The following is a 26,031-nucleotide window of genomic DNA, read 5'->3' on the forward strand; positions in this document are numbered from 1 at the left end:
TTAATTCTCCCCAACATCATTACTGCTTAGCTGTTACGGATGTACTCATCCATTTCCGTTTTCAGGTTATCGGATTTCGTACCGAAAATAGCCTGAACGCCGGAACCCGCGACGACAACGCCTGCCGCGCCCAGTTTCTTCAGGCCAGCCTGATCCACTTTCGCTACATCGGCTACGCTCACGCGCAGACGCGTGATACAGGCATCCAGGTTAGTGATGTTCTCTTTACCGCCAAACGCCGCAACCAAAGCCGGCGCCATTTCGCTGGTCGCGCCCGCTTTTGCGTCATCAGTAGTGTCTTCACGACCCGGCGTTTTCAGATCCAGCGCTTTGATCAGCACGCGGAACACTGTGTAGTACACAATCGCATAACCGGCGCCAACAATCGGGAACAGCCACAATTTGCTGCTGTTACCGGACAGCACGATAAAGTCGATCAGACCGTGGGAGAACGACGTACCGTCACGCATCCCCAGCAGAATACAGATCGGGAATGCCAGACCTGCCAGAATCGCGTGAATAATGTACAGGATCGGCGCCACGAACATGAAGGAGAACTCGATAGGCTCGGTAATACCCGTCAAAAACGAGGTCAGCGCGGCGGAAATCATGATACCGCCCACTTTTGCGCGGTTTTCCGGTTTAGCAGAGTGCCAGATAGCAATGGCCGCAGCCGGCAGACCGTACATTTTGAACAGGAAGCCGCCAGACAACATACCCGCCGTCGGGTCGCCCGCCATATAGCGCGGAATGTCGCCGTGGAATACCTGACCCGCTGCGTTGGTGTATTCGCCGATCTGCATCTGGAAAGGAACGTTCCAGATATGATGCAGACCAAACGGCACCAGGCAACGCTCGATGAAACCGTAAATGCCAAACGCGACAACCGGGTTCTGATAAGCCGCCCACTGCGAGAACGCCTGGATAGCCGTACCGATTGGCGGCCATACGAAAGACAGCACCACACCGGTAAAAATAGCGGCCAGACCCGAAATGATCGGCACGAAGCGTTTGCCCGCAAAGAAGCCCAGATACTCAGGCAGTTTGATACGGTAGAAGCGGTTAAACATATACGCTGCGATCGCACCGGAGATAATCCCCCCGAGAACACCCGTATCAGCAAGGTGTTTAGCGGCGATCTCTTCAGCAGGTAAATGCAGAACCAGCGGCGCAACCACAGCCATGGTTTTCACCATGATGCCATACGCTACTACCGCCGCCAGAGCCGAAACGCCGTCGTTGTTGGTAAAGCCCAACGCCACGCCGATAGCGAAAATCAGCGGCATATTGGCAAAAACAGATCCGCCCGCTTCTGCCATAACGTGCGATACAACGGCTGGCAGCCAGCTGAAGTTAGCGGAACCGACACCCAGCAGGATACCTGCGATAGGGAGTACGGATACCGGCAGCATCAGCGATTTACCGACCTTTTGCAGGTTAGCAAATGCATTCTTAAACATAATTGAGAGTGCTCCTGAGTATTTGTGCTTTTCTACGTTCTCACGCATTGGCGAGGGGGGAGAACCCCGCCGTGGACAGGACATCTAAGTGCCCTTTTATTTATTACACAGAGTAAAATAAATACGTCTGATTTTGTTTGACGGCTATCACGTTTCAGCGCCAGATAGCCTAAAAAGTATCACATTCTGCCAAAATGAGTTTCCGAATGTTTCCATAAGCTCGCTCACCGCCCCTTTTGTGGCGGTGAACTTTACGCGCTTTGCTTATTAATTACGAGCTTTAAAAAAACTCGTTTAACGGATTGATGACAGGCGAGACGCGTCAATATGGAACAGGCGAGCAAAGTTATCGGTGGTGATCTGCGCCAGTTCTTCAACGGCAACCCCTTTCAATACCGCCATATATTCTGCGACGTCGCGTACCATCGCAGGCTGGTTCTCTTTACCGCGATGCGGCACCGGCGCCAGATAAGGAGAATCGGTCTCGACTAATAACCGATCCAGCGGCACATAGCGCGCCGCATCACGCAACTGTTCAGCGTTACGGAACGTTACGATGCCGGAAAAAGAGATATAAAACCCCAGATCCAACAATTTGCCGGCCGTTTCTCTGTCTTCTGTAAAACAGTGTAGTACGCCGCCGCAATCCGTCACTTTTTCTTCACGCAGGATAGCCAGCGTATCGGCACGCGCGTCGCGAGTATGGACAATCACCGGTTTATGCAATTCGCGGCCAATCTGGATATGATGAATAAAAGACGCCTGCTGGCGGATTTTGGTCTCAGGCGTGTAAAAATAATCAAGCCCGGTCTCGCCCATCGCCACCACATCGTCTTCTGCAGCAAGGAGGCGCAGTTCTTCTACGTCATACGCTTCATCCTGATTTAACGGATGCACGCCGCAGGAAAAGACCACATTATCGCGCTTGCCCACCAGCTCGCGCATATGGCGATACCCCGGCAGCGTCGTCGCCACCGCTAAACAGAACTTCACATCGCGCGCGGCGGCTTTCGCCAGCACATCGTCCACGTCCTTATGCAAAGATTGATAATCCAGACCATCAAGATGGCAGTGTGAGTCGACTAAAAACATAATGTCTCTCTCAAAGATGAGGAACAGGCAACAAGGTGCCTGGTTGCAGGTAATGCTCGATGCGGAGAATGAGATCGGTTAATACCAGTTCGCGGTTTAATCCGGTCACATGAAGTAATTGATCACGACAATGGCAAACATCGTTCAGGATTGCCTGAATACGCGCCGGGGATAGCGGCCCCGCCAACGCGGCAACAACCGCGTCCGCATCAACGTTTGTCAGGTACGACGCGCCGTGCTGACGTTTAAGAGCATCAACCAGCAGCGTCGCCAGCCAGTGCAGGCGCGCCGGGGCTTGCTCATGATTGAGCGCCGTTAATAACGCATACCAGTCGCCCGTATGTAAACTGTCCATTAACGCCTGACACAGCGCCTCACGCTGCGCCCAACGTTCAGACTGCAACAGCGCCAGCGCGGCGCCGGGCGACCCCGCATTCAGGCGTAGCGCCGTGAGCAACGCTTCTTGTGACGCCGTCACTTCTCGCGACAGCCATGACATCGCATACGATTCGGACGGCGGCGCCAGATGATGCAGCCGGCAGCGGCTGCGTAATGTCGCCAACAGACGAGCAGGCTCCGGGCTAGCAAGGAAAAACCAGGTTTGCTCCGGCGGCTCTTCCAGCGTTTTGAGCAACGCATTGGCAGCGGCGTCGGTTAATAGCGCCGCATCCGCAATCCACACCACCTTCGCACCGCCCAGACGGGAGTGCTCGTACAATTTCTCGCTGACCTCGCGTACCGCATCTACGCCGAGGCTGCTTTTGCCTTTATCCGGCGTCAGCGTGTAATAGTCCGGATGCGTGCCAGCCTGCATAAGCTGACAGCCACGGCAATGCCCACAGCTTTTGTGGCCCTCAGGCTGCTGGCATAACAGATAACGGCTCAGCGCATAGCACAGCGCCTCGTCGCCCATGCCAGGTAAGGCCTGAATCAGTAGCGCATGGTGCCCACGTCCCGCCTGGTAACTTTCTACCAGTTTTTCATAGGCGGGCCGTAACCATGGATACCATTTCATGCCGCTTGCTCCTGTACCCACTTCGTCACCGTGGCGCGAATGTCGCGCATGACGGCATCCAGCGGCTGGGTCGCGTCAATGGTGCGGATACGCGAGTCTTGCGCCGCCAGTTCCAGATAGCGCGCGCGAGTCCGGTTAAAGAAATCAAAAGATTCCTGCTCAATGCGATCCAAATCGCCGCGCGCTCTGGCGCGTTTTAGCCCGACTTCCGGCGTGACATCCAGATACAGCGTCAGGTCAGGGCGAAAATCGCCCAGCACGGCATCGCGTAGTGTCGCCAGCATGGTTTGATCAATGCCGCGCCCTCCCCCCTGATACGCCTGGGTCGAGAGATCGTGTCGATCGCCGATCACCCATACGCCTTGCGCCAGCGCGGGTTTGATTACCGTTTCGACGAGCTGTACGCGAGCGGCATAAAACATCAGCACTTCCGCTTTATCGGTAATCACTTCGTCGCCTACCGATCGAATATCCAGCACCAGACTTCTCAGTTTTTCGGCAAGCTGCGTACCGCCCGGCTCACGGGTAAAAATCATGTTACGAATACCCAGTTGCTCAAGGGTCTCCACCACCACGTCGCGCGCAGTGGTTTTTCCGGCGCCTTCCAGGCCCTCGATGACGATATAATTACTGCCCATTTTTTTCCTTAAGCACTTTCAGGTACTCCTGCACTGACCGATTATGGCTGGCAAGATTGGTGTTAAATGTGTGACCGCCTTTACCGTCGGCCACAAAATAGAGATACGGCGTTTTCGCCGGATGCGCCGCCGCCTGCAATGACGCTTCGCTGGGCGATGCAATCGGTCCTGGCGGCAGCCCGGTTATGGTATACGTGTTATAAGCCGTCGGCTTTTCCAGATCCGCACGCGACAAGTTACCATTATAACTCGTCCCCATCCCGTAAATCACGGTGGGATCGGTCTGAAGGCGCATACCGATTCTCAGGCGATTAATAAAGACTGAAGCCACCTGATCGCGTTCGCTGGCGACAGCCGTCTCTTTTTCAATAATCGAGGCCATTGTCACCAGTTGGTTCTGATCTTTATAAGGCAGCCCCTCGGCCCGGCCTTTCCAGACAGTATCGACAGCTTTCACCATCTTTTGGTGCGCTCGCTTGAGAATAGCGACATCGCTGGTGTTGGCGGTATACATCCAGGTATCGGGCCAGAACCACCCTTCTACCCATTCCGGGTGCGCAAGCTTTAATGCCTGAGCGACAGTGGCGTAGTCATCATCCGACAATGTATGGCGAATATACGGCGCCTCTCGTAGCTGTTTCAGGTAATCGCTAAGGCGCATCCCTTCCACAAACCGCAACGGGAATTGCGCTTCTTTGCCGCTCTCCAGCAACTCAAGCATCTCCCGTACGGTCATCCCCGGCGTAAAACGGTAAGTTCCCGCTTTAAAGTGCGATAACTCAGGCTCCACGCGCAGCAGCCACTGAAATACCCGGGGGCGATTAATGATTTTTTCATCATAAAGCTGGTCGCCAAGCGCCAGCCGCCCCGTTCCCGCCTTGAGCGTAAAGATAGTCTCGTTTTTAATAAGTAACGTGCTGTTCGCCAGATGGCGAACTTTCCACAACCCCACGCCCGCGGCAATACCCAGCACAACCAACAGCAGAAGGAAAACGCCTGACAATTTTTTCATAACTAATTCGGATGCTCACAAAATGGGGCTAAAAATTGAAACAGTGTTCGCGAAGAATACGACGTCCCGTGATAGGCGCGTATGGGAATAATCGGCATTAGCGCGTTGCAGATGATAATCTCATCCGCCTGCCTGACTGCCTCCTCTCTCGCCTGTACTTCAAGAACCTGGAAAGGAGATTGCGCCAGTTGGCGTAAACAAAATTGTCGCATAATGCCGTTCACCCCGGCCTGATCCAGACGCGGCGTAAAAACAATGTCGCCTGTACGCCAGAACAAATTAGCCGCACAGCATTCCGTAACCCATCCCTCGCTGTCAAGAACCAGCGCCTCATCGGCGTCCGTCTGCTCAAGATGAGAGCGAATCAACACCTGTTCGAGGCGGTTCAGATGTTTTAATCCGGCAAGATAAGGATTGCGCCCAAGCGGTATGGGACTAAGGGTAAGAGTGATGCCCTCGTCTTTCCAGCGGGCGTAGTGGGCAGGGTAAGGCGACACGCTAAGAATCCGTGTGGGTAATTGACAACTGGCGGCGCTGTAACCGCGTCCGCCTGCGCCGCGGGTAATCATCACTTTCAGCACGCCTTCCCGATGCGGTTGTGCCAGGCTGCGCATCTCTTTTACTAATACATCCCAATCGTTAAAGGGGATCGCCAAACGAGAGCACGTTTCTTCCAGGCGAGCCAGATGACGGGAAAACAAGGCAATCTCCCCCGCCGCGATCCGCGCAGTGGTAAAGCAACCGTCTCCGAACTGCACCCCCCGGTCATTCACCGCGAGTCGTTCAGTGGATTGGCCGTTAATCAGATACATTCATCCTCCAGATAACCGCCCATCAGAGTGCCAGGGGAATGGCCTGCGCGCAAGGACTTTGCCAGCAAGATAACACGTTATTTATCAGGTTTTCCTTATTTTAATAAGAAAAGGCATATTTATGTCAACCATAACAAATAAATTATAGCAATAATATTAATCACAGCACCTTAAATGACGAAATTAATTTATTTAGCGAATATATTTAGCAAAACAAAAAGCATTAATTAGATATTATTTATAGTCATAACTTTCACATATGGTCAAAATGTAATTGGGTATCGTCTGACGTTACCCTATCATATTTAATACTGCAATTAGAAAGTCATAATTAATATATTTATTACTCAAAGCCTATTTATCGTGCGCTGAGTAATATCTACGTATCGAGTCGACCATGAAAGGACATTTTTAATGAAAGGAAAATTTGCCGCTGCCGTATTATTCACCGCAATGGGGCTTGCTTCGACTGCAATGGCTCAGGATGGCCAGGTTAATTTTACCGGCAAAATCATCGAAGCAGGTTGCAAAATTAACGGCAGTGTTACCAGCTCTCAGGATGTCAAGCTGGGCGAGGTCTCTAAAACAGCGTTTACCGCCGCTGGCTCAACGGCAGCAACCACCAAGTTTTCATTGGTATTAACCGCCTGCCCTGCAGATCTGCTGGGGAAACCGGTTTCCGTAAAATATGACGGTATGCCGGACACCCTGAATAACGACTATCTGCAAATTACCGGTTACGGTACTACCGGCGTCGCTAAAGGTGTCGCTATCCAGTTGTTGAATAGCGATACCAGCGAACTGCCGCTGGGTACTGAGTCTAAATCCGTTACCATTGCCTCCGATGCGGCAGAAGAAACGAACCTCGACTTTTTCGCCCGTTATATCGCGACAGAAGATAGCGTATCAGGCGGCGATGCCAACGGCGTCGTTAACTTTACCCTGACCTACAACTAATCGCGCGGAATTTATTCTCTCGTTTTAGTAAACCAATAAAGCCGGATGGACCCGGCTTTGCTTTGGAGATACTCCATGAATAAATATAGTTTACTCACTGCCGCCACGCTTATATTCACTACGGCAACCGTACAGGCCGGTGTTATTATCGGCGGAACCCGTATTATTTATAACGGCGATAAAAAAGAAACGTCGATTAGCGTTAAAAATCCGGACCAATCTTCTTATCTCATTCAGTCATGGAGTGACGCCGGGGAAAAAAGCAGCGATAAATCGCCGTTTATGGTCACGCCGCCGCTTTTTCGTTTAGGCGCAGGGCAGGAAAATAATCTGCGAATTCTCCGTACTGGCGGCAATTTGCCGGAAGATCGTGAGTCCCTCTACTGGATGAATATTAAGTCGATCCCATCGACGACAGAAAAGCAGGATAACGTTAACACTCTGCAAATTGCGGTGAAAACCCGCATTAAATTAATTTACCGTCCGCAGGCGTTGACGGAGCAACCGGAAAACGTCACCGCGAAGCTGACCTGGCAGCACAGCGGTAACCGTCTTACCGTGACCAATCCCACAGCCTACTACATGAACTTCAGCACGGTGAAGATAGGAACCAGCACCGTGAAAGACGCTACCTATGTCGCGCCGATGAGTTCCGCCAGCTTTACCGCGCCCGCCGAAGCCAGCGGCGACGTAACCTGGACACTTATTAACGATTTCGGCTCTATCGGGTCTGAACACCACACACGCCTGTAAGACCACACCGAAAGGATATCGGGATGAATGCAGACGCATACAAAAAAATAATGACGCTCAGTCGAATCGCCTGCTTTATCGCCCTGCAGTGCGCACTGCCAGCCGGTAACACTGCGTTTGCCCGCGAATATTTTAACCCAGCGCTGCTGGGGATCGACGGGCCGGGAAAAGAGCTTACCGATCTTTCCGCTTTTGAAGAAGGCATCGGCCAAATGCCTGGCACCTATCGCGTTGACGTCATTGTGAATAAATCGTCCGCTGGCGTGCATGACGTTAATTTTGTTATGCAAAAAGATACGGCAGGCAACACCACTCTGCAGCCCTGCTTCAGCGTTGACTCGCTGCGCGAGTTCGGTATTCGTACCGACGCGTTTCCAAATCTTGCTGGTCACGGCGACTGCGCTAACCTGGCGGCGATCCCGCAGGCCAGCGCCGAGTTCGCCTTTGAACGCCAGCAGCTACGGCTGTCTATTCCGCAGGCCGCCGTAGACAGCCATGCCCGCGGCTACGTCGCCCCGGAACGGCTCGATGAGGGCATTAACGCCCTGCTGCTCAACTATAGCTTTTCCGGCGCCAACACCGAAGCGCGCCGCGGCGATATGACCGACTCCGACAGCTATTATCTGAGCCTGCGTCCGGGCCTGAATATTGGCCCCTGGCGCATTCGCAACTACAGCACCTGGAATCGCAACGTCAACGGCGATAGCGCCGATGAAAGCTGGGATTCGCTCTACACCTACGCCCAACGCAATATTATCGCGCTGAAAAGTCAGCTAACATTCGGCGACAGCACCGCGCCCTCCGAGCTGTTTGATAGTGTGCCGTTCCGCGGCGCACAGCTGGCCTCCGACGATGATATGTTGCCCGATAGCCTGCGTGGCTACGCGCCGGTGGTGCGCGGCATCGCCCGTACTAACGCGCAGGTAATTATCAAACAGAATGGTTACACCATTTATCAAAGCTATGTTTCGCCGGGCGCATTTGAGATTACCGATATGTACCCAACCGGCAGCAGCGGCGATCTTGACGTCACAATTAAAGAGGCCGACGGTAGCGAACAGCATCAGACGGTGGCCTTCGCCTCTCTGCCTATTCTGCAGCGCGAAGGGCGGCTGAAGTACAGCGTGACCAGCGGCCAGTATCGCCCCTATGAGAGCGATATTGACAAAAAAATGTTTACCCAGGCCACCCTGATTTATGGCCTGCCAGCCGGGTTTACGGTATATGGCGGGGGCCAGTTCTCACAGCACTACAAGTCCCTGCTCACCGGGCTTGGAAAAAACCTCGGCGAGTTGGGTGCCGTCTCGGTGGATGGCACTCAGGCATGGTCAACGCAAAAAGATCAGGATAAAGAGAGCGGCCAGTCCTGGCGCATCCGTTACAGTAAAAATATTCTCGAAACCGGCACCAATATATCCATTTCCGGTTATAGGTATTCAACATCAGGTTATTACACTCTCCCGGAAGTACTGGATACCTGGCGTGACGACGAGTCGCAAAATAATAACGACCGCCGCCGCAACCGTGCTGAACTTCAGCTTAACCAGAGTATCGGGGCGAGTCTGGGGTCACTGTCGCTCAATGCTATTAGCGAAGATTACTGGAACAGTGACCGGAAGATGCGCTCTCTCGGTGTGGGTTACAGTAATAGCTGGGGCGGCGTGACGTACAACATCAATTACAGCTATAACCGCAATACCACCGACAGTGACGATAGCGACAAAATCTACGATGAAGATCAGGTCTTCTCACTGAGCATAAACATCCCGCTCGACCGCTGGTTAAGTCACAGTTACGCCACCTACAACCTGAATACTAGCAAACGGGGCAATACCAACCATACCGTCGGGCTAAACGGGTCAGCATTAGAAGACAATAACCTGAACTGGAGTCTCCAGCAGAGCGAAACGAATCACGGCGAAGGGAATGGCGGTTACGCCAGCCTCGATTATCAGGGGGCCTACGCACGAATGAATGGTGCCTACAGCTATGACAACGACCAGAAACGCGTTAACTACGGCATGGAAGGCGGCATTGTCGCGCACGCGCATGGTGTCACGCTCAGCCAGTCGTTGGGCGAAACCTCAGCACTGGTAGAAGCCCCCGGGGCGAATGGTGTTACGATAAGCAACCAGACGGGTGTAAAAACCGACTTCCGCGGTTACACCGTGGTGCCTTACGTAACGCCGTACCGTGAAACCGCCGTCTCACTGGATACCGAAACGCTGCCTGATGGTGCTGACGTCGACCTGACCAGCCAGATGATTACTCCCACGCGCGGCGCAATTGTACGCGCACATTTTGATACCCGTATCGGTAAAAGGGTACTCATGAATTTGTCACGTACCCCTACGGAGATAGTGCCATTTGGAGCGCTGGCAACGATAGAGGGTCAACCTGCGGATAAGAGCTTCATCGTGGGTGACCACGGGCAAGTCTATCTTACCGGTGCGCCCGAACGCGGAACCTTAAAGGTAACGTGGGGCCGTACGGCGAATGACACCTGTCACGTAACATTCAATTTAACAGAATTGAATGCGACTGATGGTGTGATGGAAACGCAAGAATCTTGTCGTTAATAACGATGACAATAATCGTCATAAGGAAAACGCATTCGTGAAAAAACCAGTCGGCCTTGCGTTGTTAATATCTGTGTGCCCGTTAATAACGTCCGTTGATGCTCTTGCAGGTATCATAAATACAAGCAGTGCGAATACATCAACTTTACCTTATAAATTCAGCTCCTTTACTATGCCGAGTTCGGCCGGGGGGACAACCTGGTTTGACGACTGGGGGGAACACTGGAAATTGCCAATAATAGCTAGCAGCCAAAAAGGTTATATTGATTTTACTGTGAATGGCGAACCGACAGGGGGAACGACTACTAATGACGCAACGGTGTATAAAACCAATAACCCGGGTGTAGGCATTGCCTATCAAATGACTTACACCCCAGCGGGCGTAGTAACCCCGGATAAAGATTATACGGCTCCATTTCGTTTAGACGTCGATAGTAATGTCAACGCATCCGGCGACCTAATTATTCGCTACATGCTGGTGCGTTTAACGGATGAACTACCGGCGGGCCCCATTACTGAGGTGCCAAGCGTTACTGTTTCTTATCATAACCCAGCGGATAGCGGATATGGAGATGTGACTTTCGTGGCCCGTTCTGGTGTGGCTAGTCAGCCAAAGTATACGGCTTGTGGAATTAACGCACCAACAGAAATTAAACTCAACCCACTTTATGGGAATAGCCTAAAAACGGGCGCACAAAATAGTATTCAGGCGCCGACGATAACGCTCACAAACTGCCCGGGGGCCATCAATGGTATCTCTTATAATTTTTCCGCAGTCTATGGAGCCCACGACGAAGCCAATGGGGTTCTTAATACTGTGACGGGTGATACCTACGCGAAAAATGTTTATGTGCAGATACAGAATACCGATGGTACGCCTCATACAATTAATTCAGCGATCGCGCTCCAGAATTATAACGGCTCCGGGGATTATGTGTTGCCTGACTTTAAAGTGTCTTATTTTATAGATGATGCTGAAAGCGTAACTGCGGGTAATGTCAAAACAGCCATTGAGCTTAAAGTTACTTACAACTAATAGGGATTATATATGATTGTTACAAACAGGAAAAAGACAGTGGCATTCATCATTGCGCTTGGTTGGTTATTTTCCTCATCCAGTCAGGCTGTCAATATTGATATCAGCGGTACCGTTATCGCCTCACCTTGTGTGGTTAACGGCGGCGATGAGTCTCTCGCTATTAATCTGGGGACCGGGATTCAGGCCAATACTCTAGAAACAAGTGGCAGCACTACCCCATGGGTTGAAAAGACATTGACGCTCACCGATTGCCCAGCCTCCACCACCTCATTTAGCGTAGCCTTTGCTGGCACCGCCGACACGGATACAGACTTCTACAAAAATACCGGCACTGCCACCAACCTGAAGCTTGAGTTAACGGATGACAAAAGCGAGCACGCCTATAAAAATGGCGCTGCTCTGAAGGACATCGCAATCCCATCCGACACGCATGCCTATGACCTGAAACTGCGCTCCCGTGCAGTGGCAACAGGCCTCGTGATGCCAGGCACCATCGAGGGCCAAGTACAGGCAACCTTCACCTACCAGTAATCCAGGACGGGACAATGGCGCAACAGATAAATAAACTGCTCCCCGCGTTGGCCTGTCTATGGGCGGTAAGCAGTATTTATTCCGTGCAGGCAACCGATATTAACCTGAGCGGTATAGTAATTGCTTCTGCCTGCATCGTGGATACGGGCACAAAGGAACAGACGGTCACGTTCCAGCAGGCACGCGCCGTTGATTACCTTAAGGTGGGCGATACCAGTGAGTGGCAGGATTTTGAACTGACCCTCTCCTCCTGCCCGCCATCAACTACTCAGGTGACTGCCCTGTTCAGCGGTGATGCCGACACTGACGATGCCACCAAATTCGCTAACAGCCAGGGCAGCGCTACCGGTATGGCACTGGAAATTATGACCCGCGATCATCAGACGGAAATCTCACCGGCGGATACGCTGGCCGTGAAAGTGAACGGCAATGACCACCGGGCCGTTTTCCCGCTCTCTGCGCGCATGTACACACCGACGGGTCGCGTAACGCCAGGGGAATTCAAGACTGTCGTTCAACTGAACTTTACGTACCAGTAGCCTTCAGATCAAGAATACATAAAAAAGCGGAGCGCCAGGCGCTCCGCTTTTTTATTCATAACAGTACTGACTAGATACGTTTGAAAATCAACGAACCGTTAGTACCGCCAAAGCCAAAGGAGTTACACAGAGCGTACTCCAGATCGCTGACCTGGCGCGCTTCATGCGGCACGAAGTCCAGATCGCAACCTTCATCCGGGTTATCCAGATTAATGGTTGGCGGAATGGCCTGATCGCGCAGCGCCAGAATAGAGAAAATAGACTCTACTGCGCCTGCGGCGCCCAACAGATGGCCGGTCATCGATTTGGTCGAGCTCACCATCACTCGGCTTGCGGCATCGCCAAAGACTGACTTAACCGCCTGCGTCTCAGCTTTGTCGCCGGCAGGCGTCGACGTGCCGTGTGCGTTGACGTAGCCAATCTGAGCAGGCTCAATCGCGGCATCACGCAACGCGTTAACCATCGCCAGCGCAGCGCCTGCGCCATTTTCCGGCGGCGACGTCATATGGTAAGCATCGCTGCTCATACCAAAGCCGACGATTTCAGCATAGATTTTCGCACCACGCGCTTTTGCATGTTCGTACTCTTCAAGCACCAACATACCGGCACCGTCGCCCAGTACAAAACCATCGCGTTCTTTATCCCACGGACGGCTCGCCGCCTGTGGGTTATCGTTGCGGGTCGACAGCGCGCGCGCTGCGCCAAAACCACCTACGCCCAGCGGCGTACTGGCTTTTTCTGCGCCACCTGCCACCATCGCGTCCGCATCGCCATAGGCGATGATACGCGCGGCATGGCCGATGTTATGCACGCCTGAAGTACAGGCAGTCGCAATAGAGATGCTTGGCCCACGCAGGCCATACATGATAGTCAGATGGCCTGCTACCATGTTAACAATCGTCGACGGGACAAAGAACGGGCTAATCTTACGCGGTCCGCCTTTTACCAGCGAACTGTGGTTTTCTTCGATCAGACCGAGACCACCGATACCGGAGCCGATAGCGGCGCCAATACGGCTTGCGTTCTCTTCCGTCACTTCAAGGCCAGAATCCTGCATGGCCTGTACGCCAGCGACAATTCCATATTGAATGAAGGCATCCATCTTGCGCTGTTCTTTGCGCGAGATAATGTCATCACAGTTAAAATCCTTTACTAAGCCAGCAAATTTCGTTGCATAGGCGCTAGTATCGAAATGGTCGATCAGGCTGATGCCACTCTGACCGGCAAGGAGAGCTTTCCAGGTAGACTCTACGGTATTGCCGACAGGAGACAACATGCCCAGTCCGGTCACAACTACACGACGCTTAGACACGGTTGTCCTCCAGGGAGGGAAAATGATTCTAGTGGGACAAAAAGATAAAACTCAGGCGGTCGAATGACCGCCTGGAGATGTTCACTTACGCCTGGTGGCCGTTGATGTAATCAATGGCAGCCTGAACGGTGGTGATTTTCTCAGCTTCTTCGTCCGGAATCTCAGTATCAAACTCTTCTTCCAGAGCCATTACCAGCTCAACGGTGTCAAGAGAATCTGCGCCCAGGTCTTCAACGAAAGAAGCATTGTTGGTTACTTCTTCCTGCTTAACGCCCAGCTGTTCGCCGATAATTTTCTTAACGCGTTCTTCGATAGTGCTCATACTCTTAAATTTCCTATCAAAACTCGCTTTCGCGATGGTTTTCGTAGTGTATAAAATGTTGAAAAATTTGCAACTAAATCCCGGCAGGTCTTACCACGATTTTACGTTATTTTGCGGCCTTTCGCCCTAATAACGCAAATATTTTTCAATCGTGATTAAACCATGTACATTCCGCCGTTGACGTGCAGAGTCTCACCAGTGATGTAACTCGCTTCGTCAGAGGCTAAAAATGCAACCGCACTAGCGATTTCCTGAGCGCCGCCGAGGCGACCCGCAGGCACCTGCGCCAGGATACCCGCACGCTGATCGTCAGACAGCGCACGCGTCATGTCCGTTTCAATAAAACCCGGAGCCACAACATTGACAGTAATACCACGGGACGCAACTTCACGCGCCAGTGATTTACTGAAACCGATCAGACCCGCTTTCGCCGCAGCGTAGTTTGCCTGACCTGCATTTCCCATGGTACCAACCACAGAACCAATAGTGATAATGCGACCACAACGCTTTTTCATCATAGCGCGCATTACCGCTTTTGACAGGCGGAAAACGGATGATAAATTGGTTTCGATAATATCGTTCCACTCATCATCTTTCATTCGCATCAACAGATTATCACGAGTGATACCGGCATTATTAACCAGGATATCCACTTCACCAAATTCTGCGCGAATATTTTCCAGAACAGATTCAATAGATGCAGGATCGGTCACATTCAACATCAAACCTTTCCCGTTAGCACCTAAATAGTCGCTAATGTTCTTCGCACCATTTTCACTGGTCGCAGTCCCGATAACTTTCGCGCCGCGGGCAACGAGAGTCTCTGCAATTGCGCGGCCTATGCCACGGCTTGCACCAGTCACCAGCGCAATCTTTCCTTCAAAGCTCATGGTTTTCCTCTTTTATTGCGTAAGTGCCGCAGACAGCGCCGCCGGCTCGTTCAGCGCCGACGCTGTCAGGGTGTCGACAATACGTTTCGTCAGACCAGTGAGGACTTTACCTGGACCCACTTCATAAAGATGTTCAACGCCCTGCGCCGCGATAAATTCCACGCTCTTCGTCCACTGTACCGGATTGTACAACTGGCGAACCAGCGCATCGCGGATAGCGGCGGCATCGGTTTCACATTTCACGTCAACGTTGTTTACTACCGGCACCGTTGGCGCGCTAAAGGTAATTTTGGCTAATTCAACCGCCAGCTTATCTGCCGCTGGTTTCATCAGCGCGCAGTGCGACGGTACGCTCACCGGCAGCGGCAGCGCGCGTTTCGCGCCAGCGGCTTTACAGGCTGCGCCCGCGCGTTCTACTGCCTCTTTATGCCCGGCGATAACCACCTGTCCCGGCGAGTTAAAGTTAACCGGCGAAACAACCTGCCCTTCGGCAGATTCTTCACAGGCTTTAGCAATAGAGGCATCATCCAGACCGATGATCGCAGACATGCCGCCAGTACCTTCCGGAACCGCTTCCTGCATGAATTTACCGCGCATTTCCACCAGACGAACGGCATCAGCAAAGTTGATGACGCCAGCGCAAACCAGCGCGGAATATTCGCCCAGGCTGTGACCTGCCATTAACGCAGGCATTTTACCGCCCTGCTGCTGCCAAACGCGCCAAAGCGCGACGGAAGCGGTTAATAACGCCGGCTGCGTCTGCCAGGTTTTATTCAGTTCTTCCGCTGGACCTTGCTGGGTGAGCGCCCACAGATCATATCCCAGAGCCGCAGAAGCTTCAGCAAACGTTTCTTCTACGATAGGGTAATTTGCCGCCATTTCGGCCAACATCCCAACGCTCTGAGAACCCTGACCGGGGAACACAAATGCAAATTGCGTCATGTTTAAATCCTTATACTAGAAACGAATCAGCGCGGAGCCCCAGGTGAATCCACCCCCGAAGGCTTCAAGCAATACCAGCTGACCGGCTTTAATTCGCCCGTCACGCACGGCTTCATCCAGCGCGCACGGCACAGAAGCCGCGGAGGTATTGCCGTGCCTGTCCAGCGTGACGACGACATTGTCCATCGACATGCCGAGTTTTTTCGCTGTCGCGCTAATGATACGCAGGTTAGCCTGATGCGGCACCAGCCAATCGAGTTCTGAGCGATCCAGGTTATTAGCCGCCAGCGTCTCATCGACAATATGCGCCAGTTCAGTGACCGCAACTTTAAAGACTTCATTGCCCGCCATCGTCAGGTAAATCGGGTTATCCGGATTTACGCGATCGGCATTCGGCAGGGTCAGTAATTCACCGTAACGGCCATCGGCATGAAGATGAGTGGAGATAATACCCGGTTCTTCAGAAGCGCTCAGTACGGCCGCGCCTGCGCCATCGCCGAAAATAATGATCGTACCGCGATCGCCAGGATCGCAAGTGCGGGCTAATACATCGGAACCGACCACCAGCGCGTGTTTAACCGCGCCGGATTTAACGTACTGGTCGGCGATGCTTAACGCGTAGGTGAAACCTGCGCACGCTGCCGCGACATCAAACGCCGGGCAACCTTTAATACCGAGCATACTTTGAATCTGACATGCCGCGCTTGGAAATGCATGCGTTGCTGATGTGGTAGCCACCACAATCAAGCCAATTTGGTCTTTATCGATCCCCGCCATCTCAATCGCGCGATTCGCAGCGGTAAAGCCCATCGTCGCGACAGTTTCATTCGGCGCGGCGATATGGCGTTCACGAATACCTGTACGAGTGACAATCCACTCGTCAGAGGTCTCAACCATTTTTTCCAGATCGGCGTTAGTCCGCACTTGTTCGGGCAGATAGCTGCCAGTACCAATAATCTTCGTATACATGTACGCTCAGTCACTTTTCGGTTATATACCGTTACCTGTAAACGTCTGGCACGCTGGCGGCGCCGGGGAGACAGCGATATTATCTGTGCGCCCGCAGGTTTACGCCTTTGCCATCGTCCAGCGGTTCAAATCCGGCTGGGTATACAGATTCCAGGCGAGCGGCAATTCGCTGAGGAACTTGTCGCTGCACCGCCTGCACTGCCTGTTCAATCGCGACTGCAAATGCTCGCTGATTGGCCGCACCATGACTTTTTATCACCGTGCCGCGCAATCCTAACAGACAGGCGCCATTATACTGGTCGGGGTTGAGGTGACTGAATCGCCTCGTCAGGCTTTTTTGTAACCAACGTTTTAATAACAGCAGCCACCACGACCGTTTTTTCCCTTCGCCCTGTGATTTCAGCAGTGAAAGGAACATTCTGACAACCCCCTCCATCGTTTTAAGTGTGACATTGCCTGTAAAGCCGTCACACACCAGTACATCAGTTTTTCCCGTCAGTAACTCATTCGCCTCAAGGTAGCCGATGTAATTGATGGTTGGAACTGTTTTTAACATTAAAGAGGCTTCGCGAATACTGTCGAGGCCTTTGGTTTCTTCTTCCCCGATATTGAGTAGCGCCACGCGGGGATTTTTGATCCCGACGACCTCTTCCGCCAAAACGGCGCCCATCACGGCAAACTGCACCAGCATGGTACTGTCGCAGTCGACGTTGGCCCCCAAATCAAGCACTACCGTTTTGCCCTTTTGCTGGTGCGGTAATACCGTCACCAACGCCGGACGCTCAATCCCCTCAAGAGGCTTGAGCAATAATTTCGCCAGCCCCATCAGCGCCCCGGTATTACCGGCGCTAACGCAAGCTTCGGCTCGGCCTTCTTTCACAAGCTCCAGGGCCACACGCATGGATGTCCCGCGACTGGCGCGGATCGCCTGCGAAGGCCGGGCATCACTGGCAATAACTGACTGTGCAGGGATAATCTGCAGACGCGAACGTTGTTCAAAGTCAGCTTTGGCAAGTAATGGCGTGATAATATCGGGATTCCCGACTAAAAGAAGAGTGAGCTGCGAATTAGCGTTCAGTGCCTGCAATGCTGCAGGCACCGTCACGGAAGGACCAAAATCGCCCCCCATGACATCTAACGCCAGGGTTAGACGTGTCAAGGTATCGTCGCTGCCTGGTTCGGTGTTCTCCGCTTACGCGGAGAAATCCTCACTAAGCTTTATCACGCTTGTACTCTTCGGCTTTTACACCACAGGCACGCCTGTGATGCAAAAGGCATCGAGTATCGCGCGATTACTTAGCGATGACCTTACGGCCGCGGTAGTAACCGTCGGCAGTGATGTGGTGACGCAGGTGTTTTTCACCAGAAGTTTTGTCTACAGACAGGCTGGTGACTGCGGTCAGAGCGTCATGGGAACGACGCATGCCACGTTTGGAACGGGTTGGTTTATTCTGTTGTACGGCCATGGACCTTACTCCTCAATTACGGTTTATCCCTGCGTCCGCGGGGAAGACCTATTACTTACGCTTTAAGCTGGCTAATACGGCAAATGGGTTTGGCTTTTGCGCTTCATCAGGCAGTTCGCCAAAGACCATGTCCGCCTCGGACACTTCACAGTGTTCAGAATCATGCACCGGAACTACCGGCAAGGCGAGGATGATTTCATCTTCAACCGTCGCCAGCAGATCGATTTCGCCGAATTCGTTTACCTCAATCGGCTCATACGCTTCCGGCAGTGCTTCAGCCTGCTCGTCGGAACGGACAGGGCTAAAACAATACGTTGTGTGAACCTGATGGGTAAACGGTTTCCCGCAACGCTGGCATTCGAGCGACACCGTAACGACCGCATCGCCGGTTAAAACGGCGAGACGCTGGTTATCGATAGCGAACGACATGGAGCATTCCACATCACTGTCCACACTGACTACAGACTCGGCAACGCGCTCAACCTGATCGGGGGTATAGATACCCTGGTAATCAAGGCGTTTTTGAGCGGTACGAACCGGATCAAGAGTCAGGGGTAATTTTACCTTTTGCATAGGGCGCGCATATTAACTTCGTAACGTCATATAGTCAAAGAAAAAGGCAGCCTGCGGTTGCCTTTTGCCAATAATTCGCACACATTGCGGGTTACAGACTTATTTTCGCTCAAGACGAGTCAGTATGACAGGCTTGAAGACCGAAGAGCATAGTTTAAGATGGCTCTCATCATTACGCTATATCTGAGGGAAAAAATATGCCCCGTCTCATCCTTGCGTCTACCTCTCCCTGGCGTCGCGCGCTGCTGGAAAAGCTGACGATTCCTTTCGAATGCGCCGCGCCGGATGTTGATGAAACCCCCATGCCGGGCGAAGCGCCGCGTCAGTTGGTGCTGCGGCTGGCGCAGGCGAAGGCGCAATCGCTCGCCGCGCGTTTCCCGAATCATTTGATTATTGGCTCCGACCAAATTTGTGTTCTGGACGGCGAAATCACCGGCAAACCGCTGACGGAAGAAAAAGCGCGTCAGCAATTAGCCAAAGCCAGCGGAAATATTGTGACGTTTTATACCGGACTGGCGCTGTATAACTCCGCCTCCGGGCACTTACAAACCGAAGTGGAGCCTTTTGACGTTCATTTTCGCCATTTAAGCGAAGCGGAAATAGACGACTATGTCCGTAAAGAGCATCCGCTGCACTGCGCGGGAAGTTTTAAAAGCGAAGGTTTAGGCATTGCATTATTTGAACGCCTGGAGGGTCGCGATCCGAACACGCTGATCGGCTTGCCGCTTATTGCCCTGTGCCAGATGCTGCGACGGGAGGGCTTTAACCCGCTACAGCAGTAAACGGCCTACTCTGTAGGCTTTTCAAATACCGCTAAAAGCCGTTTCTGCACGTGTTGGTAGCTATCTCCCGTTTATAGGGGAGCAGTTTCGACCGCTTCCAGTTCTAACCAACTGGAAAGCGCTTGTTGTGAACAATTTAGCGCCTGCCGATCTTCACTCTCTTCGTGCGGGCCCGTTTCCTGGTCAATCCATTCACCGACCAGAAAAAAAGCATTGGCATTACGAACTGATGTACGGTGCGTTTTATCCCATAGGGTATCAACAGCGGTATACGTGCGCGTTAATGAATTCCCCATCTCAGTTCAGTTTTGTAAAAACACGTGTTCTCAATACTCGCCTGACGCGCTCTACGGCGTCAAAAGCGGCTTACGAACTTATTCTCGCGAGCAACTCTCAGGACGTTTACTGTCCTGAAACCTTCCCCTTGCGACTCGTTAAATTCCATCTCGCGATGAGTTTACGCCCCCCTAACATTGCTTCACCTCACGACACATTCCTTTAATTAACGCCGCCAGCATCAGCCGCATCTTGTTGACTATTTATAAATTCAACCATCTGCTGAGTAAGATGGTTTATATCATTCTGCGTAATGAAAAAATTAAATTGTTGATCCTGAAAGTGTTCTTTTGCTGCCAGGTCGGCAAAAACCGCTTTTCCATTCGTTTCAAAGCGGACTTTATTTCCCTGTTTTTGCAGAAACTCGCCCATTGCGACCAGTTGGTCGAGCCGCTTTCCGCGCAGAAAATAATAGCGAGTCATCGTCTCATCCAGCGGTGTTACGGTTTTATTCCACGCAGCGTCAAAGACAAGCTTCACATCAGAGGGGAACTTTAAAGCAGAATGTTTTTTTCTGTTTTCACTACTCACATTTTTCAACCGAAGGATAAATCGATTGTTTACGTCGCGAGCCACACGTAGCTCGTTCAGGAAAACCAGATTATCACGCTCAGACTGAATAACACCGGTGATCTTATCCTCCTGGCCGGTCTCATACACCACAGCAAAGATTTGCCCGTAGGCAGCTAATAGTACATCGTAGTCATCGGCGTAATGACCAAAAGCCTGACGTTGGGCTGGCGTCAACTCACAGACGCCCACCACGGGAGACGTAATGATTTGCGTATTCAAATACTCAACGAAAGCCCGTCGTGAACTATCGCCCTTTCCTTCGCAACCGGTCAGCATCGCGATCACGAGCGGCACGATAACGTATTTTCCCCAACGCTGAGTAAATGAGCGCATCCAGCTAGTATTGGCCATCTGTTCGTCCTTAAACACGCCGAAATCCGGATCGCAAGAATAAACAGTGCACAACGGTAAAAATGCGTCGGATACAGCAAAACAAAAATATTATGAGAAAAGTGAGATTCGGGCAGATAACCTGCCCGAAAGAGGAACTATTTTGCGTTACGCAGCACCTGCAGACAGCGCTTCAGGGCGTTATCCATTGGCGCTTCAATGCGCATGACTTCGCCCGTTCCCGGATGCGTGAACTTCAACGCCGCGGCGTGCAGAAAGAGACGTTTAAGTCCGGTTCCCGCTTCGGTAAGCTGTTGATCAAACTCACGGTCGCCGTAGCGATCGTCGAACGCAATAGGGTGACCGGCATATTGGGTATGTACGCGAATCTGATGCGTACGGCCCGTGACCGGGCTACAGCGCACCAGCGTGGCGAAGGCATAGCGCTCTTCCACCTTGAAGCGCGTTTCTGACGGTTTGCCTTCCTGGCTCACGCGAACAATGCGTTCGCCGCTTTGCAGAATGTTCTTTAATAATGGCGCCTGTACGGTTTTAACGTGCGATTGCCACTGGCCGCGCACCAGCGCCAGATAATCTTTCTGCATTCCCTTTTCGCGCAGTTGCTCATGCAGCGAACGCAGCGCGGAACGTTTTTTTGCCACCAACAGCACGCCGGAAGTATCGCGGTCAAGACGATGCACCAGTTCCAGGAATCGCGCTTCCGGACGCAACGCCCGCAGCCCTTCGATGACGCCAAAACTTAACCCACTCCCGCCGTGTACGGCGGTGCCGGAAGGCTTATTCAGCACCAGAATATGGTCGTCTTCATACAAAATGACGTCCGCCAAGGCCGCCACTTTTTGCAAATGCGGCGACACGGCCTCTTCTTCGCGTTCAGCAACGCGAACCGGCGGAATGCGGACTTCATCGCCCGCTTCCAGTTTGTATTCCGGTTTAATGCGTTTTTTGTTCACCCGCACCTCGCCTTTACGCAAGATGCGATAAATCATACTTTTTGGTACCCCTTTCAGTTGGGTGCGCAAAAAGTTATCAATGCGTTGCCCCGCTTCGTCAGCGGCGATGGCAACAATTTTTACGGATGGCGTTTCTGTTTTCATGGGGGGCGATTCTAAATAGCCTGTGAGATTCGCGCCACACATTTTTCTATGCTTATAGAGACGTCTACGCCAGTGGATGAACATTTTTCACTGCGGTTTTGCTGGTTATTAAAGCGATTGGCTCGCGCTGGTGAAAAAACTGTGAGTAAGCGGGTGATAAATGGTAAAAGTCATCTTGCTATAACAAGGTTAGCAGTGGAATAATGATGCGGTTTCCGCACCGAAACTTGTTAAAACAAAAAGTTTAGCGGAATAACCCATTTTGTCTGACCGATCATCAACGCAGCAATGGCGTAAGACGTATTGATTTTTCAGACAGTTAGCGGGCTGCGGGTTGCAGTCCTTACCGGTAGATAGGATCTTCTCTGGAGAGTAATGCCCAGGCTGCTTCCCTGATAATTGCGCTGTGTTTCCGTATGAAATACAGGCAACCGACACTCTGCGCCTCTTTGAGCTGACGATAACCGTGAGGTTGGCGACGCGAAATAGTCACGAGGCCATCGGTTCATGCCCGGTAAGGCGTCACCATGCCCGCAGCTTAGTCGTCAACGTAAGAATAATGAGTAAGTTACGATGAAAAGAATGTTAATCAACGCGACTCAGCAGGAAGAGTTGCGCGTCGCCCTTGTAGATGGGCAGCGTCTGTACGATCTGGATATAGAAAGCCCCGGACACGAGCAGAAAAAAGCGAACATCTACAAAGGCAAAATTACCCGTATTGAACCGAGCCTGGAAGCGGCTTTTGTTGATTACGGCGCAGAACGCCACGGTTTCCTCCCGTTAAAAGAAATTGCCCGCGAATATTTCCCCGCTAACTACAGCGCTCATGGTCGCCCGAACATTAAAGACGTGTTACGCGAAGGCCAGGAAGTCATTGTTCAAATCGATAAAGAAGAGCGCGGCAACAAAGGCGCGGCGTTAACCACCTTTATCAGTCTGGCGGGCAGCTACCTGGTGCTGATGCCGAATAACCCGCGCGCGGGTGGTATTTCCCGTCGCATTGAAGGCGACGATCGTACCGAGTTAAAAGAAGCGCTGGCCAGCCTGGAACTTCCTGAAGGAATGGGGCTTATCGTGCGTACCGCAGGCGTGGGTAAATCCGCCGAAGCGTTGCAGTGGGATTTAAGCTTCCGCCTGAAACACTGGGAAGCCATTCAGAAAGCCGCTGAAAGCCGTCCCGCGCCGTTCCTGATCCATCAGGAAAGCAACGTCATCGTACGCGCGTTTCGCGACTATTTGCGTCAGGATATCGGTGAAATCCTGATCGACAATCCCAAAGTGATGGAAATGGCGCGTCAGCATATCGCCGCGTTGGGCCGCCCGGATTTTAGCAGCAAAATTAAGCTGTACACCGGTGAAATCCCGTTGTTCAGCCATTACCAGATCGAATCGCAGATCGAGTCAGCGTTCCAGCGTGAAGTGCGCCTGCCCTCCGGCGGCTCCATCGTCATTGACAGTACCGAAGCGTTAACCGCCATCGATATCAACTCCGCCCGCGCGACTCGCGGCGGCGATATCGAAGAAACGGCGTTTAATACCAACCTGGAAGCGGCCGATGAGATTGCCCGCCAGTTGCGTCTGCGCGACCTGGGCGGCCTGATCGTTATCGACTTTATCGATATGACGCCGGTACGTCACCAGCGCGCGGTAGAAAACCGTCTGCGTGAAGCGGTGCGTCAGGACCGGGCGCGTATTCAGATTAGCCATATTTCCCGCTTCGGCCTGCTCGAAATGTCGCGTCAGCGCCTGAGCCCGTCGCTGGGCGAATCCAGTCATCACGTGTGTCCGCGCTGTAGCGGTACCGGCACCGTGCGCGATAACGAATCTCTGTCGCTGTCCATTCTGCGCCTGATTGAAGAAGAAGCGCTGAAAGAGAATACGCAGGAAGTCCATGCCATTGTTCCGGTGCCGATCGCCTCTTATCTGCTTAACGAAAAACGGACGGCAGTTAACGCTATTGAGACGCGTCAGGATGGCGTCCGCTGTGTCATCGTCCCGAACGATCAGATGGAAACGCCGCACTATTCCGTGCTGCGCGTACGCAAAGGGGAAGAAACGCCGACCCTGAGCTACATGCTGCCGAAGCTGCACGAAGAAGCGATGGCGCTGCCTTCTGAAGAAGAGTACGCCGAGCGTAAACGCCCGGAACAGCCTGCGCTGGCGACATTCGCTATGCCAGATGTGCCTCCGGCGCCGACGCCTGTCGAACCGGCGGTTAGCGTCGCCACGGCGAAAAAGGATAATGTTGCCGCCGCGCAGCCTGCCCAGCCAGGTCTGTTTAGCCGCTTCCTTAACGCGCTGAAACAACTGTTCAGCGGTGAAGAAACGAAAGCCGTCGAAACAGCCGCGCCGAAAGCGGAAGAAAAAGCGGAGCGTCAGCAGGATCGTCGCAAGCCACGGCAGAACAACCGTCGCGATCGTAACGAACGCCGCGACACCCGTGATAACCGTGCCGGACGTGACGGCGGCGAGAGCCGCGACGATAATCGTCGTAACCGTCGCCAGGCGCAGCAGCAAAATGCGGAAGCGCGCGATACCCGCCAGCAGGAAACGGCGGAAAAAGTGAAAACCGGCGATGAGCAGCAACAGACGCCGCGTCGCGAACGCAGCCGCCGCCGCAATGATGACAAACGCCAGGCGCAGCAGGAAGTAAAAGCGCTTAACCGCGAAGAACTGCCTGTCCAGGAGACCGAGCAGGAAGAACGCGTTCAGCAGGTTCAGCCGCGCCGCAAGCAGCGTCAGCTTAATCAGAAAGTCCGCTTTACCAACAGCGCAGTGGTTGAAACGGTTGATACGCCAGTCGTCGTCGACGAACCACGCCCGGTTGAAAACGTTGAACAGCCCGTTCCAGCGCCGCGTACCGAATTGGCGAAAGTTGATTTACCTGTCATTGCCGATATCGCGCCGGAGCAGGATGATAGCGTAGAACCTCGCGATAATACTGGTATGCCGCGTCGCTCCCGCCGTTCTCCGCGCCACCTGCGCGTTAGCGGTCAGCGTCGTCGTCGCTATCGTGACGAGCGCTACCCGACACAATCGCCGATGCCGTTAACCGTCGCCTGCGCGTCGCCGGAAATGGCGTCCGGTAAAGTCTGGATCCGCTACCCGATTGTCCGTCCTCAGGAAACGCAGGTTGTTGAAGAGCAGCGTGAAGCAGATCTGGCGCTGCCACAACCGGTTGTCGCTGAACCGCAGGTTATCGCTGCGACCGTAGCGTTAGAACCACAAGCGTCGGTACAGGCGGTAGAAAACGTTGCCGTTGAGCCGCAGACTGTCGCCGAACCACAGGTGCCGGAAGTCGTCGAGGTCGAGACAACGCATCCGGAAGTGATTGCCGCGCCGGTTGATGAACAGCCGCAACTGATTGCCGAAAGCGATACGCCGGTGGCGCAAGAGGTTATTGCTGACGCCGAACCGGTAGCAGAAACCGCCGACGCGTCCATTACGGTGGCTGAAAACGTAGCTGATGTTGTCGTTGTCGAGCCAGAAGAAGAGACAAAAGCGGAAGCGGCTGTTGTGGAGCACACGGCAGAAGAAACCGTTATCGCACCGGCCCAGGTGGTGGAAAAGCCGCAGGACGTTGTCTGTGTTGACGATCACAACCACGCCAGCGCGCCGATGACGCGTGCGCCAGCGCCGGAATATGTGCCGGAAACCCCGCACCATAGCGACTGGCAGCGTCCTTCCTTCCACTTTGAAGGTAAAGGCGCAGCAGGCGGACACAGCGCCACACGTGTCGCCAGCGCCCCGGCGACACGCCCACAGCCGGTAGAATGATGTAAATGCTGATACAAAGCCGACCGCCAGGTCGGCTTTTTTATGCCCCTTACAGGGCGATGCTTCACCCCATGGCGTCTTTTAGTCACTCCAGGCGTTTATGAGATCGGGCGGGATAATACGTACGGATGGCGTCGCTACGGGCGCGACAATATGACCACTAACTCAATGACGACTAAAAAAATGCCCGCGCCGGGGTGGATGGCGCGGGCAG

General features: G+C 53.0%; 25 protein-coding genes. 8 read left to right on the top strand and 17 right to left on the bottom strand.

All coding sequences use genetic code 11. The features are described 5' to 3' along the window. Positions 1–26 precede the first annotated feature (26 nt). The 6 genes from ptsG to pabC all read right to left on the bottom strand — a co-directional run bounded on the left by ptsG (position 27) and on the right by pabC (position 6,029). Complete coding sequence (gene ptsG, locus LDB27_RS12830) at positions 27–1,460, bottom strand: PTS glucose transporter subunit IIBC (RefSeq protein WP_000475705.1); 1,434 nt, start codon at positions 1,458–1,460, stop codon at positions 27–29. A 294-nt stretch (positions 1,461–1,754) separates the two neighbouring features. After that, positions 1,755–2,552, bottom strand: a complete 798-nt coding sequence (locus tag LDB27_RS12835; protein WP_000480268.1) for a metal-dependent hydrolase — start codon at positions 2,550–2,552, stop codon at positions 1,755–1,757. Between the two features lie 10 nt (positions 2,553–2,562). Further along, positions 2,563–3,567, bottom strand: coding sequence for a DNA polymerase III subunit delta' (holB, locus tag LDB27_RS12840; RefSeq protein WP_000872450.1), 1,005 nt, complete (start codon positions 3,565–3,567; stop codon positions 2,563–2,565). Beyond that, positions 3,564–4,205 carry a dTMP kinase gene (gene tmk, locus LDB27_RS12845; protein ID WP_000535399.1) on the bottom strand — a complete coding sequence of 214 codons (642 nt, stop codon included), beginning with the start codon at positions 4,203–4,205 and terminating at the stop codon, positions 3,564–3,566. Before tmk ends, holB begins: the two co-directional genes overlap by 4 nt. After that, positions 4,195–5,217, bottom strand: coding sequence for a cell division protein YceG (gene yceG / locus LDB27_RS12850; protein WP_000736453.1), 1,023 nt, complete (start codon positions 5,215–5,217; stop codon positions 4,195–4,197). Before yceG ends, tmk begins: the two co-directional genes overlap by 11 nt. Positions 5,218–5,219: 2 nt before the next feature. Further along, entirely contained in the window at positions 5,220–6,029 is an 810-nt protein-coding gene (gene pabC, locus LDB27_RS12855; protein WP_000280844.1) for an aminodeoxychorismate lyase, read from the bottom strand. A gap of 414 nt (positions 6,030–6,443) precedes the next feature. Here pabC and LDB27_RS12860 point away from each other — a divergent pair, with 414 nt between their 5' ends. The 6 genes from LDB27_RS12860 to LDB27_RS12885 all read left to right on the top strand — a co-directional run bounded on the left by LDB27_RS12860 (position 6,444) and on the right by LDB27_RS12885 (position 12,427). Continuing rightward, a complete protein-coding gene (locus LDB27_RS12860; RefSeq protein ID WP_000676517.1) occupies positions 6,444–6,986 on the top strand; it encodes a fimbrial protein in 543 nt (180 codons plus the stop codon). A gap of 75 nt (positions 6,987–7,061) precedes the next feature. Beyond that, entirely contained in the window at positions 7,062–7,739 is a 678-nt protein-coding gene (locus tag LDB27_RS12865) for a molecular chaperone (RefSeq protein WP_001046428.1), read from the top strand. A gap of 23 nt (positions 7,740–7,762) precedes the next feature. Beyond that, on the top strand, positions 7,763–10,318 hold the full coding sequence (locus tag LDB27_RS12870) for a fimbria/pilus outer membrane usher protein (RefSeq protein ID WP_000990584.1): 2,556 nt from the start codon (positions 7,763–7,765) through the stop codon (positions 10,316–10,318). A gap of 37 nt (positions 10,319–10,355) precedes the next feature. After that, positions 10,356–11,354, top strand: coding sequence for a fimbrial protein (locus LDB27_RS12875; protein WP_000743308.1), 999 nt, complete (start codon positions 10,356–10,358; stop codon positions 11,352–11,354). A 12-nt stretch (positions 11,355–11,366) separates the two neighbouring features. Continuing rightward, positions 11,367–11,888 carry a fimbrial protein gene (locus tag LDB27_RS12880; protein ID WP_012513009.1) on the top strand — a complete coding sequence of 174 codons (522 nt, stop codon included), beginning with the start codon at positions 11,367–11,369 and terminating at the stop codon, positions 11,886–11,888. A gap of 14 nt (positions 11,889–11,902) precedes the next feature. Continuing rightward, positions 11,903–12,427, top strand: a complete 525-nt coding sequence (locus LDB27_RS12885) for a fimbrial protein (protein WP_000068580.1) — start codon at positions 11,903–11,905, stop codon at positions 12,425–12,427. A 70-nt stretch (positions 12,428–12,497) separates the two neighbouring features. On the opposite strand, the gene fabF is transcribed toward LDB27_RS12885, so the two are convergent. The 8 genes from fabF to yceD all read right to left on the bottom strand — a co-directional run bounded on the left by fabF (position 12,498) and on the right by yceD (position 18,901). After that, the gene (gene fabF / locus LDB27_RS12890; RefSeq protein WP_000044666.1) at positions 12,498–13,739 is read right to left on the bottom strand and encodes a beta-ketoacyl-ACP synthase II; all 1,242 of its coding nucleotides are present in this window, start codon (positions 13,737–13,739) and stop codon (positions 12,498–12,500) included. Positions 13,740–13,824: 85 nt separating this feature from the next. Next, on the bottom strand, positions 13,825–14,061 hold the full coding sequence (gene acpP, locus LDB27_RS12895; protein ID WP_000103754.1) for an acyl carrier protein: 237 nt from the start codon (positions 14,059–14,061) through the stop codon (positions 13,825–13,827). A 155-nt stretch (positions 14,062–14,216) separates the two neighbouring features. After that, a complete protein-coding gene (fabG, locus tag LDB27_RS12900) occupies positions 14,217–14,951 on the bottom strand; it encodes a 3-oxoacyl-ACP reductase FabG (RefSeq protein ID WP_000007236.1) in 735 nt (244 codons plus the stop codon). Between the two features lie 12 nt (positions 14,952–14,963). Then, the gene (gene fabD / locus LDB27_RS12905; protein ID WP_000191343.1) at positions 14,964–15,893 is read right to left on the bottom strand and encodes an ACP S-malonyltransferase; all 930 of its coding nucleotides are present in this window, start codon (positions 15,891–15,893) and stop codon (positions 14,964–14,966) included. Positions 15,894–15,908: 15 nt separating this feature from the next. Further along, on the bottom strand, positions 15,909–16,862 hold the full coding sequence (gene fabH / locus LDB27_RS12910; protein WP_000288148.1) for a beta-ketoacyl-ACP synthase III: 954 nt from the start codon (positions 16,860–16,862) through the stop codon (positions 15,909–15,911). A 79-nt stretch (positions 16,863–16,941) separates the two neighbouring features. Next, a complete protein-coding gene (gene plsX / locus LDB27_RS12915) occupies positions 16,942–18,021 on the bottom strand; it encodes a phosphate acyltransferase PlsX (RefSeq protein ID WP_001518286.1) in 1,080 nt (359 codons plus the stop codon). A gap of 133 nt (positions 18,022–18,154) precedes the next feature. Continuing rightward, positions 18,155–18,328: a 50S ribosomal protein L32 gene (gene rpmF / locus LDB27_RS12920; protein ID WP_000290727.1), complete on the bottom strand. Its 174-nt coding sequence runs from the start codon at positions 18,326–18,328 to the stop codon at positions 18,155–18,157. Between the two features lie 51 nt (positions 18,329–18,379). Beyond that, positions 18,380–18,901 (bottom strand): 23S rRNA accumulation protein YceD, encoded by a 522-nt coding sequence (gene yceD / locus LDB27_RS12925; protein ID WP_001174492.1) that lies wholly within the window; start codon positions 18,899–18,901, stop codon positions 18,380–18,382. 197 nt (positions 18,902–19,098) lie between these two features. On the opposite strand from yceD, the gene LDB27_RS12930 reads away from it, so the two are divergent. After that, positions 19,099–19,683 (top strand): Maf family protein, encoded by a 585-nt coding sequence (locus LDB27_RS12930; RefSeq protein ID WP_001137605.1) that lies wholly within the window; start codon positions 19,099–19,101, stop codon positions 19,681–19,683. A gap of 71 nt (positions 19,684–19,754) precedes the next feature. Here LDB27_RS12930 and LDB27_RS12935 read toward each other — a convergent pair whose 3' ends face one another. The 3 genes from LDB27_RS12935 to rluC form a co-directional block, all read right to left on the bottom strand. Continuing rightward, entirely contained in the window at positions 19,755–19,979 is a 225-nt protein-coding gene (locus LDB27_RS12935) for a hypothetical protein (RefSeq protein ID WP_000528427.1), read from the bottom strand. 202 nt (positions 19,980–20,181) lie between these two features. After that, a complete protein-coding gene (locus LDB27_RS12940) occupies positions 20,182–20,925 on the bottom strand; it encodes a DUF3053 domain-containing protein (RefSeq protein WP_077906407.1) in 744 nt (247 codons plus the stop codon). A gap of 155 nt (positions 20,926–21,080) precedes the next feature. Next, positions 21,081–22,040, bottom strand: a complete 960-nt coding sequence (gene rluC / locus LDB27_RS12945; protein WP_000846319.1) for a 23S rRNA pseudouridine(955/2504/2580) synthase RluC — start codon at positions 22,038–22,040, stop codon at positions 21,081–21,083. A gap of 573 nt (positions 22,041–22,613) precedes the next feature. On the opposite strand from rluC, the gene rne reads away from it, so the two are divergent. Next, positions 22,614–25,817, top strand: coding sequence for a ribonuclease E (rne, locus tag LDB27_RS12950; protein ID WP_000827447.1), 3,204 nt, complete (start codon positions 22,614–22,616; stop codon positions 25,815–25,817). Positions 25,818–26,031 lie beyond the last annotated feature (214 nt).

The organism is Salmonella sp. JXY0409-18, assembly GCF_020268625.1.
In the GTDB taxonomy this organism is placed as follows: domain Bacteria; phylum Pseudomonadota; class Gammaproteobacteria; order Enterobacterales; family Enterobacteriaceae; genus Salmonella; species Salmonella enterica.